The sequence below is a fragment of the Flavobacterium oncorhynchi genome, assembly GCF_002217355.1.
Taxonomy (GTDB): Bacteria; Bacteroidota; Bacteroidia; order Flavobacteriales; family Flavobacteriaceae; genus Flavobacterium; species Flavobacterium oncorhynchi.
On the sequence record NZ_MUHA01000004.1, the window covers coordinates 50,978 to 67,980 of the forward strand.

Annotated in this window: 13 protein-coding genes; 8 read left to right on the forward strand and 5 right to left on the reverse strand. The window is 33.1% G+C overall.

Annotation, left to right across the window (positions count from 1 at the left end):
* Nucleotides 1-7 precede the first annotated feature (7 nt).
* Together B0A75_RS02810 and B0A75_RS02815 are read right to left on the reverse strand one after the other, a co-directional pair.
* A complete protein-coding gene (locus B0A75_RS02810; protein ID WP_089052778.1) occupies nucleotides 8-730 on the reverse strand; it encodes a LytR/AlgR family response regulator transcription factor in 723 nt (240 codons plus the stop codon).
* Complete coding sequence (locus tag B0A75_RS02815) at nucleotides 717-1,781, reverse strand: sensor histidine kinase (RefSeq protein ID WP_089052779.1); 1,065 nt, start codon at nucleotides 1,779-1,781, stop codon at nucleotides 717-719. Before B0A75_RS02815 ends, B0A75_RS02810 begins: the two co-directional genes overlap by 14 nt.
* A 160-nt stretch (nucleotides 1,782-1,941) precedes the next feature.
* On the opposite strand from B0A75_RS02815, the gene B0A75_RS02820 reads away from it, so the two are divergent.
* The 8 genes from B0A75_RS02820 (at nucleotide 1,942) to B0A75_RS02860 (ending at nucleotide 14,115) form a co-directional block, all read left to right on the forward strand.
* Entirely contained in the window at nucleotides 1,942-3,795 is a 1,854-nt protein-coding gene (locus B0A75_RS02820; RefSeq protein ID WP_089052780.1) for an alpha-amylase family glycosyl hydrolase, read from the forward strand.
* A gap of 189 nt (nucleotides 3,796-3,984) precedes the next feature.
* Nucleotides 3,985-4,890, forward strand: a complete 906-nt coding sequence (locus B0A75_RS02825; RefSeq protein WP_089052781.1) for a carbohydrate kinase family protein — start codon at nucleotides 3,985-3,987, stop codon at nucleotides 4,888-4,890.
* 157 nt (nucleotides 4,891-5,047) lie between these two features.
* Complete coding sequence (locus tag B0A75_RS02830) at nucleotides 5,048-6,151, forward strand: fatty acid desaturase family protein (RefSeq protein WP_089052782.1); 1,104 nt, start codon at nucleotides 5,048-5,050, stop codon at nucleotides 6,149-6,151.
* 837 nt (nucleotides 6,152-6,988) lie between these two features.
* The gene (locus tag B0A75_RS02840) at nucleotides 6,989-8,095 is read left to right on the forward strand and encodes an efflux RND transporter periplasmic adaptor subunit (protein ID WP_089052784.1); all 1,107 of its coding nucleotides are present in this window, start codon (nucleotides 6,989-6,991) and stop codon (nucleotides 8,093-8,095) included.
* Between the two features lie 33 nt (nucleotides 8,096-8,128).
* Nucleotides 8,129-11,242 carry an efflux RND transporter permease subunit gene (locus B0A75_RS02845; protein WP_089052785.1) on the forward strand — a complete coding sequence of 1,038 codons (3,114 nt, stop codon included), beginning with the start codon at nucleotides 8,129-8,131 and terminating at the stop codon, nucleotides 11,240-11,242.
* Between the two features lie 9 nt (nucleotides 11,243-11,251).
* A complete protein-coding gene (locus B0A75_RS02850) occupies nucleotides 11,252-12,754 on the forward strand; it encodes a TolC family protein (RefSeq protein WP_244284334.1) in 1,503 nt (500 codons plus the stop codon).
* A 168-nt stretch (nucleotides 12,755-12,922) separates the two neighbouring features.
* Nucleotides 12,923-13,339, forward strand: coding sequence for a hypothetical protein (locus B0A75_RS02855; protein WP_123872306.1), 417 nt, complete (start codon nucleotides 12,923-12,925; stop codon nucleotides 13,337-13,339).
* A gap of 131 nt (nucleotides 13,340-13,470) precedes the next feature.
* Nucleotides 13,471-14,115 carry a M15 family metallopeptidase gene (locus B0A75_RS02860; RefSeq protein WP_089052788.1) on the forward strand — a complete coding sequence of 215 codons (645 nt, stop codon included), beginning with the start codon at nucleotides 13,471-13,473 and terminating at the stop codon, nucleotides 14,113-14,115.
* A 4-nt stretch (nucleotides 14,116-14,119) separates the two neighbouring features.
* Here the strand turns inward: B0A75_RS02860 and B0A75_RS02865 are convergent, their stop codons facing one another.
* The 3 genes from B0A75_RS02865 to B0A75_RS02875 are packed head-to-tail and all read right to left on the reverse strand — an operon-like array spanning nucleotide 14,120 to nucleotide 16,963.
* Nucleotides 14,120-14,686 carry a hypothetical protein gene (locus B0A75_RS02865; protein WP_089052789.1) on the reverse strand — a complete coding sequence of 189 codons (567 nt, stop codon included), beginning with the start codon at nucleotides 14,684-14,686 and terminating at the stop codon, nucleotides 14,120-14,122.
* Nucleotide 14,687: 1 nt separating this feature from the next.
* A complete protein-coding gene (locus B0A75_RS02870; protein WP_089052790.1) occupies nucleotides 14,688-15,869 on the reverse strand; it encodes a THUMP-like domain-containing protein in 1,182 nt (393 codons plus the stop codon).
* Between the two features lie 2 nt (nucleotides 15,870-15,871).
* A complete protein-coding gene (locus B0A75_RS02875; protein WP_089052791.1) occupies nucleotides 15,872-16,963 on the reverse strand; it encodes an AI-2E family transporter in 1,092 nt (363 codons plus the stop codon).
* Nucleotides 16,964-17,003 lie beyond the last annotated feature (40 nt).

Consider the following 17,003-nt stretch of genomic DNA (forward strand, 5'->3'; position numbering starts at 1 on the left):
CTGACATTTATTTTTGTATTAAAGAGTTCAATAAACTAGAAACAGCAGAATTATAAAAACGTCCAATTGGCAATTGCTTATTTTGAATGTTGATATGATTTGCATTATAGCCGGATATTTTTTTTATGGCAGCAAGAAAAGAGCGATGAATTCTCAAAAACAAACCTTCAGGCAATTTATCTTCCATTTCGGTTATAGACTGGTAAGTTTTGTAGCATTCTGACAGTGTATAAATCAGTAAATAATTTCCTTGAGATTCAAAATAATAAATTTCATCAAGGAAAAGTTTAACCATTTTTCGTTCGCATTTTACAAAGATAAAAGCACGATCTGTTTCTTGACTTTTAGAATGCAAAACTATCTCGTTCGACTCTCTTATTTTCGAGTATTTGCTTATGGCTTTTGTAAAACGTTCTAATGAGATTGGTTTTAGAATATAATCTACAGCTTCAATCTCAAAACCTTCAACGGCGTATTCTGTATATGCAGTTGTAAAAATTACTGCTGTTTCTGAGGGCAGACTTTTCGCAAATTCGATTCCAGATTTCCCAGGCAGATTTATATCTAAAAAAATAAGATCTATTTTGTTTGACTTTATTGCATTTTGGGCATTTGAGACACTGGTAAATTTACCTTTCAGATCTAAAAAATCAAATTTGGCAATATGAAGTTCCAGCAAAATTGATGCAGGTAATTCATCTTCAATAATAATACAGTTAATTGCCGCCATCTTTTATTTTTATTTTTAAAGAAACAAAAAAGCTTACCGTTTCATTTTTTATTGTCAAAACGTGTGTGTCTGGATACAAGAGTTCTAATCTTCTTTTTACATTCGAAATTCCTATGCCGCTGTTTACATTTTCAGGATACAGATTAGCGTTTTCAGAAAGGCTGTTCTCAATTTTAACGACTAACCATTCATCATTAATAGTAATAGAAATGGTTATCCAGCCTTGATTGTTTTCGTCTAAACAATATTTATAGCTGTTTTCAATAAACGGCAGTATCAAAAAAGGTTCTATCGAATGGTTTTCTACAGAACCATAAACACTAAAACTCAATTGGAGCTGATTCTCAAAACGCAGTTGCTGCAGTGAAATATAATTTTTAAGGTAATCTATTTCATTTTCTAATGTGATGCTTTTGTTGTTGACATCGTAAATAGAAAATCGCAGGATATCGGATATTTTTAAAACAATTTCAGCTGAATCATCTGATTTGCTTAGAATTTTAGAATACAAACTATTCAGCACATTAAACAAAAAATGCGGATGAAACTGATTTCGAAGAGACGAAAGTTCGGCTTGCAGTTTTTCGGATAAAATGGTTTGTACTTTATTTTTTTCTTCCGCTAGATAATAAAATAGTTTAAAAGCTATTGGTATCGTAACTACAAATTGAAGTTTACTCACATTATACAAAAAGACAGGTGCTGATAGAAGAGGTTCAATTTTCCAGAATGTTAGATAATAACGCAGGATTATAAAATTGTCTATTAAACGCTGTAAAAAAGCAAAAAGCAGAATTAGAATAACGTAAGCGGTAATAAAAGTTATCGTTTTTTTCTTGAATAATAAACGAGGCATTAAAAACTCAACAACAATAGTTACAAAAAGAATCTTAGGTAAAATACTGTACCATTCGTTGCGCAATGCCGTAATAAAATCATTGGCAGGCAGCCCTTGAATTAAACTAAAAAGCAAAATATACCCCAGCCAGTATAAGGTATACAATCTAATTATGAGCGATCTATTTTCAAGATCATATGCCATTATCTTCATTTTACTTATTTGTTTTTCTGATACATGTAAAAATAGTGCTTTTGTTTGAAACCTAAATTGTTGTTTACAACGTAAACAACGTTGTTTGAATAAGTTGCTTTTTTAGAATACTGAAGAAAAATACCTTTCGGCAGTAATATTAATCTAAAAATAGCTTGAGATGAAAAAAACATTCTTTTTTTACTTGGTTTTAATGTGCTTCACATGTATTGTTAATGCCAAAAATATTGACGTTTATCCTACCAATTGGTGGACAGGAATGAAAACAAATTCGATACAATTGCTTATTAGAAGTACAGATGAAGTCTTTTCATCAGCTGATGTAAGTATAAATTATTCAGGAATAAAGGTTTTGAAAACACATCAATTTTCAAACAAAAAATATCTAGCTGTAGATATTACAATTTTACCGGAAGCCCTTCCAGGAACTGTTTTAATTGAAGTTGCTAAGAACGGGAAAAAACAGAAAATAAATTGGCAGCTTAATGCTCGAAGATCAGGAAATGGCACCGAATATGCGCAAGGTGTAAATTCTTCAGATTTTATAGATTTAATAATGGTAGATCGCTTTAGTAACGGCGATCCGTCAAACGATCGAGTAAAAGGAATGAGAGATCAATCGTTAGACCGAAATCAAATGTATGATCGTCATGGAGGCGATTTGCAAGGTGTAATTAATAATTTAGATTATCTGCAAGGTTTAGGAATAACTGCTTTATGGTTTACACCTGTGATGGAAAATGATATGATGAACCGCACAGAACATGGCTATTCGATTACAGATCACTATAAAATTGACGCTCGTTATGGCGGTGATAAAGCGTATAAAGAATTGAGCAGCCAGCTGCACAAACGCGGTATGAAACTAATATTTGATGCTGTTTACAATCATTTTGGACTGTATCATTTTTTAGAACAAGATCAGCCGGAAAATGACTGGGTACATCGCTGGCCAGAGTATACGCAAACAATTTATAGAGAACAGCCGTTGTTTGATCCATACGGAGCAAAATCAGATCAGAAAAAAATGAGTAATGGCTGGTTTGATAAAATTATGCCGGATATTAATCAGGATAATCCATACATGGCTAATTTTTTAATTCAAAACTGTATTTGGCATATTGAAACATTTGGTATTGACGGTGTTCGCTTAGATACGTACACTTACAATGATTTGAATTTTGCAAATAGATGTAATCAAGCCATTCTTAATGAATTTCCTAAGATGTCTATTTTTGGAGAAATCATGGTTCACGGCGTTGCCAATCAAGCTTATTTTGAACAAAATAATATAGAAACGCCTTTTAAAAGTAATCTGCCATCAGTTGTTGATTTTCAGAGTTTGTATTACGGAATTATTCCTGCGCTTACTCAGCCATTTGGCTGGACAGATGGTGTAAATAAATTATATTATACTTTAAGCAGTGATTTTTTGAGTAAAAACCCAATGCAAAAAGTACTGCTTTTAGATAATCATGACGAGCCTCGTTTTTTCTCAGTTGTAGGTGAGAATGTTGAGAAACAAAAAATGGGTTTTCAATGGCTGTTAACCTGTCGTGGAATCCCGCAGTTGTATTACGGTTCTGAGGTTTTGGTTAAAGGATTTAAAGCGCCTGACGGTTTGGTGCGCAGCGATTTTCCTGGCGGATGGAGTACTGATACAAAAAATGCTTTTACCGGAAAAGGTTTAACAGATGACGAAAAATCGACTCAGGATTTAGTTCGAAAACTAGCCAATTTTAGAAAAACATCTTCGGCATTAACCACAGGAAAATTGATGCATTATGTTCCTGTTGATGGTTTGTATGTTTATTTTAGATATGATGAAAAGCAAACGATTATGTGTATTATGAATACGAGTAATGATACTAAAGAAGTCGATTTTCAGAAATACATCGAGAGAACAGAAGGATTCAATTCAGCTAAAAACTTTGTGACAGATGAAAAGTTTTCATCGTTGAAAAAAACATCGATACCTGCAATGAAAATGTGGGTTTTGGAATTAAATAAGTAATTCAGTTTTTTAGTGATGAAATTTTATTTTTAAGATTTAGAATTTAAGTCAGCACAAAATATTGTATTTTTAGGGTAATCTATTTTTATCAGAATAAAATAGAACTTAATTGCTGAAAGGAAAAATACAACCTGTTTCAGTATTTTACATTATACCACTTGAATAACAATAATAGTAAACGAATTTAGAATGAGTAATATAAAAAAACTTAAGGCAGTAGCTTATGGCGAAGTGCTTTGGGATGTTTTTGTCAATGAAAGAAAAATTGGCGGTGCACCTCTTAATGTAGCAATGCGAATGAAAACGTTAGGATGCGAATCGGCAATGATTAGCTGTGTAGGAAAAGACGCAGATGGAGAAACAATTATTGATTACGTAAAAAGTTTAGGACTTGAAACTGCGGCTGTTTTTAAATCGGAGGAATTTGCAACAGGATTAGTAAACGTAACATTAAATGAGCAAGGATCGGCAAGTTATGAAATAAAATATCCATCAGCTTGGGATAAAATTGTATTGAATGATTCAGCTAAAGAATTAGCCGCTGATGCAGATGTTTTAATTTACGGAAGTTTAGTTTGTCGAGATGAAGTATCAAGAAGCTCACTTAACGAATTGCTGAAATCAAATGTTTACAAAGTTTTTGATGTCAATTTAAGGAAACCTCATTATACATATGAAATTATTGAGCATCTAATGAATTCGGCTGATTTTATAAAATTTAATGACGAAGAATTGCTAGAAATTACTTCCGTAATAAATTCTCCTTTTTCAACCTTAGAAGAAAACATGCAGTTTATTGCCGAGAAAACAAAAATAAAAGCCATGTGTGTAACTAGAGGTAAAGATGGCGCTTTATTAATGTGGGAAGGACAATTGTATGAAAACAATGGTTATCCTATAAAAGTAGCGGATACAGTAGGAGCAGGAGATTCATTTTTAGCGGCCTTAATTACATCATTACTTACTGGTAAAGAGCCTCAAAAAGCGATTGATTTTGCCTGTGCAGTCGGTGCTCTAGTTGCCGAGGCTCCAGGAGCAAATCCTGAAATTTCTCAAGCTGAAATTGAAGCTTTAATGAAAAGAGTTAGAGCGTAAAATATAAAATCTGAATATTCAAAGCCGTTCGATTGAACGGCTTTTTTTGTTTTCGACTTAAAAAGATAGTCTTTTTTTGATTTTGTAATGCTTTGTTTTCGTGTGTTTTAACTTTTTTTTATTAAATTTGATGTAAGAATTTCTAGCCAAGACCATTATGGAAAAATTAAAACGCCCGGTGTATCTTAAAGCCGGTACTGATGATTTTTTTAAGAAGATGCGAACTGAAGTAAACGAAACAATTCTACAAAACTCATCCTTGTACCTGTTCAATATTATTAAATCTTTAGGTCTAGTAGCTCTTTTCTTTTTATCTTACAGCTGTATTTTACTGTTTGGAAACAGTACTCCTTTATTATTCTTTTTCTATATTTTGTGTGGTATAACCATGATCGTACTTTTTATCAATGCCTTTCATGACGCTGCGCATGGTGCCTTATTCAAAAAATCAAAACACAATGAATGGTTTATGTATATTCTGGAGCTTTTTGGCGGCAACCATTGGCTTTGGACTCGACGACATATCAATCTTCATCATGCATATCCAAATGTTCCCGATTGGGATATAGATATTAAACAAAGTGACATTATAAGGATTTTTCCAAACAGTCCGCTGTTTAATTATCATAAATACCAGCATATTTATATGTGGTTTATTTATCCGTTGTACAGCTTAAATTGGATTTATATTAGGGATTTCAAAGACTTTTTTGGAAAGAGAAATAATTATGTAAAAAAAGTAGTAGACAACATTCCACAAAAAGAAATATACAAACTGTTTTTAGCAAAAGCACTTAACTTATTTTACCTGCTTTTTATTCCTATGATTGTATTAAAGCAGCCTTGGTATATAATTTTAGCAGGTTGGTTTTCGATGCATTTATGCGGCAGTATGCTGGGCGTTGTCGCACTTGTGTCAACACATGTCGATGAAGATGCAAATTTTCCAGAAACAGATGAAGATGGAAATTTATCAGCAACTTGGGCAATGCATCAAATGATTGTTACAAAAGATTTCAGTACCAATAGTAAATTGGCGAATTTTTTATACGGAGGCTTTACGCATCATGTTGCGCATCATCTTTTTCCGGGTATCGGACATACTTATTATCCTTATATAACACCAATAATTATGCGTTATGCTGAGGAGTATGATCTTCCTTATACTTCGTATCCATTTTATCATGCAGTTCGATCACACTTTAGAATGCTCAAAAATAAAGGTGTGAAAGAAAATATTATGATGACAGGTGAAATATAAAGATTCCCGAAAGTCAATCTTACAGGTATATTTTTCAATGAGAATGTAAATGAAAAGTTAACGATTTGTAAATACAATATACAATTAGAGGCTTATTCATTAAAAAACCGTGTTTGACTTAGGTATTTTGCTTTTTTTGGAAAAATTTAAGAATTGGTTACTTTTCAAATTACTATATTTGGCCCACCATCAAGAAAAGCACAGCCTTTTCAAACAACAAATATGTAATCCTTCGCTTTGCGTTCATGAAACAAATTAAGTTCATAAGTATTATTTTACTCTTTCTGCTCACTTTTACAAGCAGTGCAGAGTACTTTAAGCACCCTTCTGAATTTTCAGCTTGTCATGGTCAGGATTTTCTTTCAACATCAGAAATACCAGAGGTTTTACCTTCAGCACTAATTATATCCAAAGATCTGGATATACATTTTATAGTCAAAAAGAAGATGAAATCTCGTGCAGTCTCTTCAGACAGCAATATTTTAAAAAGTTTATTTTTTACCAAATTAGTACATTTTAAGGTCTTTGAAGACAGCTTGATTTATGGTATAGCAAACATATATCAAATTCAGCGTCATACACATCTTCATTTGTACCAGCTTTTCTAGATTTCCCAATTCTCTTTTATTTTTATATACAGAAACAAGTTTCTGCAATACTGCTTTATATTTATTTATGAAGGTATTTGCGCTATAAAAATATGTCCTAAAACGGTACTGTTCAAAAGAATAAGCAGTATACGATAAACTCCCTATTTTCAATATTTAACCCATTTACCACTCCCTATAAAATCAATATAGGGAGCCAGTATATTTATGTAATTTTTAAAAAACAATTATGAGCATTAGTAAAAAACAATTCCTTTTGTACGCATTCTCTGTTTTATTTCTAGCTTCTTGCGGAGATAAAGCCGAAAAAAAATCCGCAAATATAAAAACACTGCCTGTATATAAGGTAACTGTAAAAGATACCATCGTTTCAAATCGATTTGTTGCTGATGTACATGCTAAAAATAATGTCGAAATTCATGTTCGTATACCTGGATTACTAGATAAAGTTTATGTAAGCGAAGGACAGAGAGTAAAAAAAGGACAAATTCTTTTTAAGATCAGCGACGTAGAACTTCAAATACAACTTTTAAAAGCTGAAGCTGTTTACAAAAGCACATTGGCAGACCTTCGAATTGCTACAGTCGAATTGGAGCAGGCTCAAACTCTTTTTAATAAAAAAGTAATTGCCGATAAAGAATTAGAATTATCAAAAGCAAAGCACGATGCCGCAAATGCTAAAGTTGCTCATGCTTCGGCAGAGAGAAAAGCGATAAAACAACAAATTAGTTTTACAACCATAACAGCACCTTTTGACGGAACTGTAGATCGTATTCCATTCAAAGAAGGAAGTTTAGTAGAAAATGGCTCTTTGCTGACAACAGTTTCACAATTAGACGATGTATATGCCTATTTCTCGATACCTGAAAATATTTACTTTCAAATGATGGCAGATAAAAGCCTTAATACCAAAGGAGATATAAAATTAGTATTGCCAAATGGTATGGTTTACGGTCAAACAGGAGAATTAAAAACAGCCGATGGGGAAATTGACAGACAAACAGGATCAATTCAGTACAAAGCCAAATTTCATAATCCGCAAGGATTTATCAAACACGGTACATCTGGAAAACTGATTATTTCTGAGCCAAGAACCAATGTCGTTTTAATTCCGCAAAAAGCAGTTTTCTCTATCCAAGACAAACAATTCGTGTTTGTGGTGGATAAAGGAGGAATTGTAAAAATGACCAATATTGTTATTGGAAGCACTCTTGATGATGTTTACATTTTGAAAAAAGGATTAAAAAAGAATGATCTTATTGTACATGAAGGAACCCAATCACTTCGAGATGGAGATAAGATTAACATTAGAGACGCACAAAGTGTAAGCTTATAAGCCATTACATAATTATTACTAAAAAAATATAAAATGATAGAGTTGTTTATCAAAAGAAAAATATTGTCACTTATCATATCCGTGATGATAGTACTTTTGGGGTTATTGGCTTTGTTTCAATTACCCATAACGCAGTTTCCAGATATTGTACCGCCGTCTGTAACCGTAACGGCAAAATATACAGGTGCCAATGCCGAAGTTTCGGCCAATGCTGTGGCACTACCTTTAGAACGAGCTATAAATGGTGTACCGGGAATGACCTATATGTCGACCGTTACCTCAAATGATGGTTTAACCCTAATTCAGGTTTTCTTTGAAGTAGGAACAGATCCTGATCTTGCTGCCGTAAACGTTCAAAACAGAGTAACAACCATACTAGACGAACTTCCGGAAGAAGTAATACGAGCAGGAGTTACCACCGAAAAGGAGGTAAATAGTATGTTGATGTACTTAAATATTACAAGTACTGATAAAACTCAGGACGAACAATTTATTTTCAACTTTACAGATATTAATATTCTTCAGGAATTAAAACGTATTGATGGAGTAGGTCGTGCCGAGATTATGGGACAGAAAGAATACTCAATGCGAGTATGGCTGGATCCACAAAAAATGCTTTCCTATAATATTTCAGCAAACGAAGTGATAAGCTCGCTGCAAAAACAAAACATTTCTGCAGCTCCTGGTAAAGTTGGAGAAGGATCAGGGCAGCTTGATAATCAGCTTCAATATGTAATTAAATACGGAGGAAAATTCTTTGAACCTAAACAGTATGAAGAAGTACCGCTTCGTGCTAATTCAGATGGAACAATCTTGCGATTAAAAGATGTTTCTAATATCGAATTTGGAGCAATGAGTTACGGAATGGTTTCTAAGACTGACGGAAAACCTTCGGCTTCAATCATGTTGAAACAAAGACCAGGTTCGAATGCCTCTGAAGTAATTGCCAGTGTAAAAGAAAAAATGGCAGAGCTGAAAATATCGTCTTTCCCTCCTGGAATGGATTATAATATTGCTTATGATGTATCACGTTTTCTTGATGCCTCAATCGATGAAGTTTTAAAAACATTAATAGAAGCCTTTATTCTAGTAGCTTTTGTTGTTTTTATATTCCTGCAAGACTGGCGTTCTACGTTGATACCAGTATTGGCAGTACCTGTAGCCTTAATTGGTTCATTTGCCTTTATGTCGATGATGGGATTCTCGATAAACCTACTTACCCTTTTTGCCCTAGTACTTTCCATAGGAATCGTTGTCGATAATGCTATTGTAGTTGTAGAAGCCGTCCATGTTAAAATTTCTGAAGAACATATGGCGCCTCTGCCCGCAACAATTAGTGCGATGAAAGAAATTACAGGAGCCGTTATTGCGATTACAATTGTTATGGCAGCCGTGTTTATACCAGTTGCATTCTTGAGCGGTCCTGTTGGAGTTTTCTACAGACAGTTTTCACTTACTATGGCAATTAGTATTGTAATTTCGGGAATTAACGCCCTAACATTAACACCAGCTTTGTGTGCCATAATGCTTAAACCGCATGATCCAAATAAAAAGAACACATCATTATTAGATCGTTTCTTTGTTCGTTTTAATGCGTGGTTCGACAATATTACTTCAAAATACATCAGAGTATTGTCAAAATTTGCAGACAGAAGTTCTATGACTATCGGACTTTTAGTTTTGTTCTGTTTCCTTACTTGGGGAACTTCGAAGTTTTTACCTTCAGGATTTATACCTTCTGAAGATCAGGGAATGGTGTATGTAAACGTAACTACACCGCAAGGAGCTACCGTAGAACGTACCGAAAAAGTACTTGATGAAGTAACTCGCATTGCCAAACAAATTGACGGAGTTGATAACGTAACAACTCTTGCAGGTTACAGCATTGTTACTGAAATTGCAGGAGCTTCTTACGGTATGGGAATGATAAACCTGAAAGACTGGAAAGATCGAAACATTTCTGTAAATGAATTTATTACAATGCTTACGCAGAAAACAAAAGGTATTGCCGATGCTCAAATCGAAGTTTTTGCACCGCCTACAGTTCCCGGTTTTGGTAATACCAGTGGTTTTGAATTACGTTTGCTGGACAAATCAGGAGGAACCATCAATAATACTGATGCCGTTACTAAAAACTTTATTAAAGAATTGAATGCTTCGCCAGAAATACAAAATTCATTTACCAGTTTTGATGCTACATTTCCGCAGTATTTAATACATATTGATTATGATCTTGCGGCTAAAAAAGGAATATCTGTAGACAATGCGATGTCTACCTTGCAAACCATGCTGGGATCGTTTTATGCTACAAACTTTATTCGTTTTTCTCAAATGTATAAAGTAATGGTACAAGCAAGTCCGCAGTTTAGAAAAAATCCAGAAAGTATTCTAGACATGTATCTTAAAAATGATGCAGGTGAAATGGTGCCATTTTCAACATTTATAAAATTAGAACGAGTTTACGGCCCTGAGGTTTTAACCCGCTATAATATGTATATGTCTGCCATGATTAATGGTGAGCCAGCTGAAGGATTTAGTTCTGGAGAAGCCATTGCTGCCGTAGAAAAAATCGCAGCCGAAAAGCTGCCAAGCAGGTTCGAACTCGAATGGTCTGGAATGACGCGTGAAGAAATTCTATCAGGAAACCAAACCATTTACATTTTTGCCTTATGTATCCTTTTTGTTTACTTATTACTTGCCGCACAATACGAGAGCTTATTGCTTCCGTTTCCAGTGCTTTTAAGTTTACCAGTAGGAGTTTTTGGTTCGTACCTCGCATTACTCGCAGTGGGCTTAGACAATAATATTTATGCCCAAGTCGCCTTAGTCATGCTTATAGGACTCCTCGCCAAGAATGCCATTTTGATTGTAGAGTTTGCGATTGCCCAAAATAAGTTAGGGCAGGGAATTACCGAAGCAGCAATTGAAGGTGCAAGATTACGTTTCAGACCTATTTTGATGACCTCATTTGCTTTTATTTCTGGACTTATACCATTGTGTATTGCTTCTGGAGCTGGTGCAATTGGAAACCGATCTATTGGTACTGCAGCTGCAGGAGGAATGTTAATAGGAACCATTTTTGGACTGGTAATCATTCCGGGGCTTTACATCCTGTTTGCAAAAATTGAAAAAGCTTGGAATAAATAAATGAAAACAATGAAAAATAATTTTAGAAAATTTCTTAAACATACAGAGTCAATATATCTCATCACGAATAAATCAAAATATGTACTTGTAGTTGTGTTTTTAATGTTACTTTCTGCCTGTTCTGCCCCGAAAGAGGCAGAGCAGCAGAAGGTAAAAACACTGCCTGAAAATTTTGCCTCAAATCCAAAAACAACAGACAGCCAGCAGACATTTACACCGCTAAAAACAGAATCGTATTTTAAAGATCCAGAGCTGGAAAAATTGTTAGACATAGCAGTAGCTCAGAATCCTGATTATTTGGCAATGCAGCAGAGAATTCTCATTGCAAATTCGCATCTAAAAGTGGCAAAATTAGCTTTACTGCCTTCGTTTGACATTGGTGCTGATGTTTCAGGAACACATTACGGTAAATATACTATGGATGGCGTAGGAAACTTCGATACTAATTTCTCACAGAATATATCAGAAAAACAAAGAATTAATACAGATGTAACTCCTAATTTATTTTTAGGAGGAAAAGTATCTTGGGAAGCTGATATATGGGGAAAATTAAGTAACAGAAAAAAAGCTGCTCAACAAAGATTTCTTGCATCACAAGAAGGTGTAAGATTGTTGCAGACAAGATTATTGAGCGATGTTGCTGAGCTTTATTTTAAGCTTATTGCGCTCGATAAACAAAAAGTAATTTATGAGCGAAACTTAAAAACACAGCAGCGTGCCCTTGATATTGTTTCGGCACAGCGTGCAGTTGGTAAAGCAACAGAATTAGCTGTGCAGCAATTTAATGCTCAAAACAATAGTATTTTGGCTGAAGCCGAAGAATTGAACCTTAGTATAGATCAAACGGAAAAAGCCCTACTGACTCTTTTAGGTGAATACGGAGGTAAAGTTACGAGAAGCAAAGATTTTCTATCAGGACATCTTGAAGTGCTGAATCAAAAAATGAGTGTCGATTCAATCATACATAATCGACCAGATGTGTCTCAAGCTTATTTCGAATTGCTTGCAACAAAAGCGGATGCGAAATCGGCGAGAGCTGCTTTTTTTCCAACAGTAAACTTAGGAGGATATGTTGGTCTTAATTCATTTTCTTTTGCAACATTCTTCGACAGCGGATCATTTGCTTGGCAGTTATTGGGCGGAATTACTGCGCCAATATTTAATAAAGGACAAATTAAACATGAATTTTTTACTGCCAATCGCAGACAGCAGATCAGCTTTTTAGAATATCAAAATTCGATCACTACTGCGTACAATGAATTGAGTGCGTTATTGTATCGCACAAAAGCGTTTGAAGATGTTTTAAAATACAAGTCAAAACAAGTTGAACATCTCGAAATTGCAGTAAATGTGTCAAATGATTTGTATTTGAGCGGTTATGCCAATTATCTAGAAATAATAAACGCACAAAAAGACATGCTGCAGGCAGAACTTGATTTTGTAGACATACAATTTAAAAATGTAAGCTCGCAAGTATTGTTGTACAAAGCTTTAGGAGGAGGAATAAACTAAAAACTTCTTCAATGCTATTTCTAATAAAATGCGTAAAGGTCTAAGACTTTTGCGCATTTTTTTTACTGTTTATCTTTTGTATGAAAAAAACTTAGTTAAAGAAAAATATTTATATTTATCGAGGCGAATTGAATCTGGCTAAATAGTTAAGAAGTCAAATTAAATAGTATGAAAAGAATATCCAGTAACACGACATACTTTCGAAGAAAAATTATTCCAATAATTCTCTTTGTAAATTTGCTAGTAATGTTTTTGGGCTTTTTAATTTTTGATTTTACATTTAGAGATTTAGCATTTATATTTTTTCCAACTTTAATTTTTTTTATTGCATGGATATTAAGATTTAGAAAACTAGAAATAGTGTATTTAGGAGATAAGTTTTTAGAAACTAATACTCAAAAGATATTATTTGAGAATATTATATCTGTCAATAAAATAAGTTCATTTTGTTATAAGATATCATATAAGGTAGATGATACATTTAAGTCTATTATTTTTATGATCGATTCATTTCCTTCTTATCCATCTTCTATTCCCAATTCAGTAAAAGAAATTACAGAGTTTGTAAAAAGTAATAACGGGTAAATTATATTTGCTTTGTAACGACTCGTTCAATTAATCAGCTAAAAGAAAATCAAAATTATCCATATGAAAACCGATTAAATAGGAGATTGGCGTTTTTTTGAGTAATTTCATTTTTTCAAAATTTAAAACTCATGGTACAATTAACCAAAACTCTTTGTGTAATCGCTTTTTTTTCAATAATCTCTGCAAATGCTCAAAACGAAACATATGCAAGTCCCAAAGAAGTTGCAGATACAACTTTTGTAAATTTAAAAGACTATAGCAAAGATTTTGTGTACGATATGAAATACGCGACCGAAGACAATTTTTTGAAAGCAAAAGTATACGATTGTGCAGAATGTTTACTGCGTTACAAAACGGTTAAAGCTTTAATTGCCGCTAATAAAGATTTTATAGAAAAAGGCTATAGAATTAAGCTTTTCGATTGTTACAGACCTTTATCAATTCAGAAAAAAATGTGGGAGATTGTTCCAAAACCTGAATATGTTGCAGATCCAAAAAAAGGATCAATTCATAATAGAGGAGGAGCCGTAGATATTACATTAGTTGATTCTAATGGCAAAGAGTTAGAAATGGGGACTTCTTTTGATTACTTTGGACTTGAGGCAAGCCACAGCTTTCCAATACTTCCTAAAAAAGTAAAATCGAACAGAAAATTTCTAAAAAAAATAATGATTCAGAATGGGTTCAATCCGTTCGATTCAGAATGGTGGCATTATAATTTAAAAACAGGGCTCAAAGACCCTGTTTCTAATCAAAATTGGAATTGTGAATAATTAATTATTCAACACATCTTATGTTTTGCATAAAGTAAGTATTGGGTTGGTAAGTCTTGCCGTTCATTTCAGAAACCAACTCGCTTTTTACAATATAATCGTCGATATCAGTCAAGTACTTAATTCTCATGATCGAAACAGGTGATTTTTTCAATTCCTCAAAGTTATCTTTCATGAACATAAAAATTCCAGTATTTACACGGTTGTCAAAACCTTTATCGTCGCGAAGTAAAGTACCGCAGTTTTCTTGATTGATATGTAGTAAAGTAACAATTTTACCATTTTCTAACTGCAAAAATATTTTTGAGTTTTTATCAAAACAGTTGGCTTTCATAAAATCTTTACTTTTTTGAATCAGCTGCACATTCAAAGTTGGAAGACCATCCGTTTGTGCCAGCGAAAAGAAGATATAGCTGGAAGTACCTCCAAAGTTTTTCTCGCTTACTAAATATTCATTAGTTATTTTATAAGTCCCAATAGAATCGGTAACATTAGTACTATATTCACATGGTTTTTGTGCAAATGCAGTAAAGGTTAATAGAAAAAAGGTTAGTGTAATTAAGTGTTTCATTTTAAATTATTTTTCTGCAAATTAAAACTATTTTGTTATCATTTTTATCAGTTGTAAAAAAACAATATTTATTACCGCCATTTTTTATTTTCCATTTTTTTCGAATGTTCTCTACCGTTTCAGGAAAATTTCTAGTGGTAATATTTGCCTGCTCATTTACAAGCTCTGTTTTCATATCATTTTTATTGTACGGAATCACTTTTTCTATTTCGAAAGCACGCCCTGGAAAATCAATTAATTCGTTAGAAGTATATAAATGCGAATGTTTGTGAAGTTTACCAATTTTAAAAATCGAGCTTACTTCATCAAATCCGCCAGATTTCATTATTGCCGAATTGGGTTCGTAAATGTACTTTTTAGGTAATTCATAAGGCATAAAATTCATTTCGTCATCCAAGACAAAATCAAAGGTTTCAATTTTATCCTTTAAAATATTAGCTGTTTTTAAAGTAATACTGCCTTTATACTGATTGTGAATTTCAAAAAGCAATTCCTTAACCTCGTTTTCGAGAGCAATTATATGAATGTTTTTTACAAATTTTAATTCAGATAAACCCGCAGAAATATCTAGTAAAGGAGCCGTTTTGATTAAAATTGAATTCGATTTTTCAAAATAAAAGTCTAATGATTCCGGAACATTTGGCAAACAGTCTTTCAACATAAAAACCTTGCCTTTGGCATCATTTCGACGAGAAGGATCAATATAAATCCAATCCCACTTTATTTCAGATTTATCTAAAATATTTGCAGAATCAGCAGCGTAGAAATCACAGTTTGCAACTTTCAGCTGTTCAAAATTATGTTTTACAATATTGGATAAATCTTCATTGATTTCGCAATGCGCAACAAGTTTAAACTTTTTAGAAAAGTAATAATCATCAACTCCAAAACCGCCTGTAAGATCAATTAAAGATTTACCAGAAATTAAAGAAGCTTTATATTCAGCCGTTTTTTCTGATGAGGTTTGTTCAACAGAAACCTTGCTTGGATAAATAATGTTTTCAGTTGAGAACCAGGTTGACAGTTTATCTTTAGCTTTAGTTCTGGCTTCGATTTGATTTAAAACTGCTATCCAGTCAACCTCAGGAAAAGGATTTTTCTGAAGCGCAAGTTTACTAATAGAAACACCAGTATTTTGAGTAATAAATTCTTGGATATTTTTGTTTAAAATCGAAAAGTTCAATGCTAAATTCTTTCAGTTAATACGGAGACAATTTTGTTGTCAGGGAAAAATTCTTTTAAGATTACTTTTACCATAGTAAAAAATGGAATTGCAATAATCATTCCTACGATTCCAAAAGTGATACCGCTGATTACCGTAATTAAGAATATCTCTAACGGATGCGAATTTACACTTTTTGATGAAATTATAGGCTGGCTGATATTATTATCAATAGCTTGAACAAGTAAAAAGCCTATGACTACATATATTGTCGTAGGTAAAATCTCCGATTGAAAATCTTGCCCAATTAAGCTGATCATAGTTAATAATGCCGCCAGTATAGTGCCAATAATTGGTCCTATATATGGTATGATGTTTAAAATTGCGCATAAAAAAGCAATTACAAATGCATTTTTGTTGCCAAAAATAAGAAGCACAATAAAATACAAAATAAATACGACCGTTAATTGAAGAAGTAAACCAATAAAATAGCGGGTTAAAAAATGATTTATCTTAGCAATTGAGTTTAAAATTTTATCTTCATTAGTGTCAGGCAGAATTTTTCTTGCCGAAACTTTAAAGGCATCTTGATCTTTGATGAAGAAAAAAGTTATGAAAAATACCGAAACGAATCCCATACCCATATCTGCCATAAAGCTGAAAAGAGAGTTTAAGAAGCCTGTAAAATAAGTTAAATCCAGCATGGAAGTTATTTTAGATTCTTTTAAAACTTTATTCAAATCTACATGCTGAATATTAAAGTAACTTTCGATACTTTTTTCTGTAGCAATAAACTGCTGCTGCAAGTTGTTAGTATCGAGCAGTGATAAATTATTGGCTTGTGAAATAATTAATGGAACAAATAGTAAAATAAAACCCACTAATGCTAATACAAAAAGGATAAGAGTGGTAGTGGCGGCCAATGAATTGCTGAATTTTAATTTGTTTTTCAAAAACTGTACTAACGGATTTGCAATCAGGCATAGTATTAAAGAAATACATAAGTAAACAATAACACTTTGAATTTCATATAAAAAATAGAGTCCCGCGCCTACAAGTAAGATTGTAGTTAAAGCTCTTAAAATTCCGTTTGAAATAGTTTTTGACGTCACCATATTTAAATTTTAGATGATAAATATAGGAAAAAGCTTTTGA

Bases quoted from the DNA above. Each gene is read 5' to 3' on its own strand.
- B0A75_RS02810 (WP_089052778.1), bottom strand. From the start codon at position 730: ATGGCGGCAATTAACTGTATTATTATTGAAGATGAATTACCTGCATCA.
- B0A75_RS02815 (WP_089052779.1), bottom strand. From the start codon at position 1,781: ATGAAGATAATGGCATATGATCTTGAAAATAGATCGCTCATAATTAGA.
- B0A75_RS02820 (WP_089052780.1), top strand. From the start codon at position 1,942: ATGAAAAAAACATTCTTTTTTTACTTGGTTTTAATGTGCTTCACATGT.
- B0A75_RS02825 (WP_089052781.1), top strand. From the start codon at position 3,985: ATGAGTAATATAAAAAAACTTAAGGCAGTAGCTTATGGCGAAGTGCTT.
- B0A75_RS02830 (WP_089052782.1), top strand. From the start codon at position 5,048: ATGGAAAAATTAAAACGCCCGGTGTATCTTAAAGCCGGTACTGATGAT.
- B0A75_RS02840 (WP_089052784.1), top strand. From the start codon at position 6,989: ATGAGCATTAGTAAAAAACAATTCCTTTTGTACGCATTCTCTGTTTTA.
- B0A75_RS02845 (WP_089052785.1), top strand. From the start codon at position 8,129: ATGATAGAGTTGTTTATCAAAAGAAAAATATTGTCACTTATCATATCC.
- B0A75_RS02850 (WP_244284334.1), top strand. From the start codon at position 11,252: ATGAAAAATAATTTTAGAAAATTTCTTAAACATACAGAGTCAATATAT.
- B0A75_RS02855 (WP_123872306.1), top strand. From the start codon at position 12,923: ATGAAAAGAATATCCAGTAACACGACATACTTTCGAAGAAAAATTATT.
- B0A75_RS02860 (WP_089052788.1), top strand. From the start codon at position 13,471: ATGGTACAATTAACCAAAACTCTTTGTGTAATCGCTTTTTTTTCAATA.
- B0A75_RS02865 (WP_089052789.1), bottom strand. From the start codon at position 14,686: ATGAAACACTTAATTACACTAACCTTTTTTCTATTAACCTTTACTGCA.
- B0A75_RS02875 (WP_089052791.1), bottom strand. From the start codon at position 16,963: ATGGTGACGTCAAAAACTATTTCAAACGGAATTTTAAGAGCTTTAACT.